The following is a 475-nucleotide window of genomic DNA, read 5'->3' as shown; positions in this document are numbered from 1 at the left end:
ACTGATATTATTGACGTAACGTGTGATAAGCGTGTAATCCGGCCGGTGTCCCAGGGCAACTAAAGCACGGGCGACAATATTGACAAACCGCCAGGCAAATTCACGGAACGCGGCACTGTTGACCTCACCACTGAGCTGCCCCGCCAGACGGGAAGCGACTTCAGAGACCCGGCCAAACCGCCCGACCGCATTATAACGCGCTGAGATTTCCGGCCAGCCCAGATGAAAGAGAGAAAGTTCATTGCCCCGACCTGCCCGGTGCGCTTCTGCCCAGATGCGTCTTAACAGATCAGCATCCCCTTTGGGATCAAAGACAATCACCACTTCACCGCGCCGGATATCCTGGGTTATCAGTAACTCAGCCAGCCGGGTTTTCCCTACGCGCGTTGTTCCCATTATCAGCGTATGCCCGACCCGCTCACGCAAATCCATAAACACCTCCGCTTCCTGTGGCTCAATACCGTGGATCATGGGA

The 475-nt window shown here is 55.6% G+C and carries 1 protein-coding gene; it reads right to left on the bottom strand.

Features of this window, described 5'->3' with window-relative positions:
- Positions 1–475: type IV secretion system DNA-binding domain-containing protein (locus Xbud_RS19345; RefSeq protein ID WP_169923125.1), on the bottom strand; the 475-nt coding region annotated here is incomplete at both ends.

Origin of the sequence: Xenorhabdus budapestensis (genome assembly GCF_002632465.1) — a bacterium.
Taxonomy (GTDB): Bacteria; Pseudomonadota; Gammaproteobacteria; order Enterobacterales; family Enterobacteriaceae; genus Xenorhabdus; species Xenorhabdus budapestensis.
This window is presented reverse-complemented; position numbering and strand designations above follow the sequence as displayed.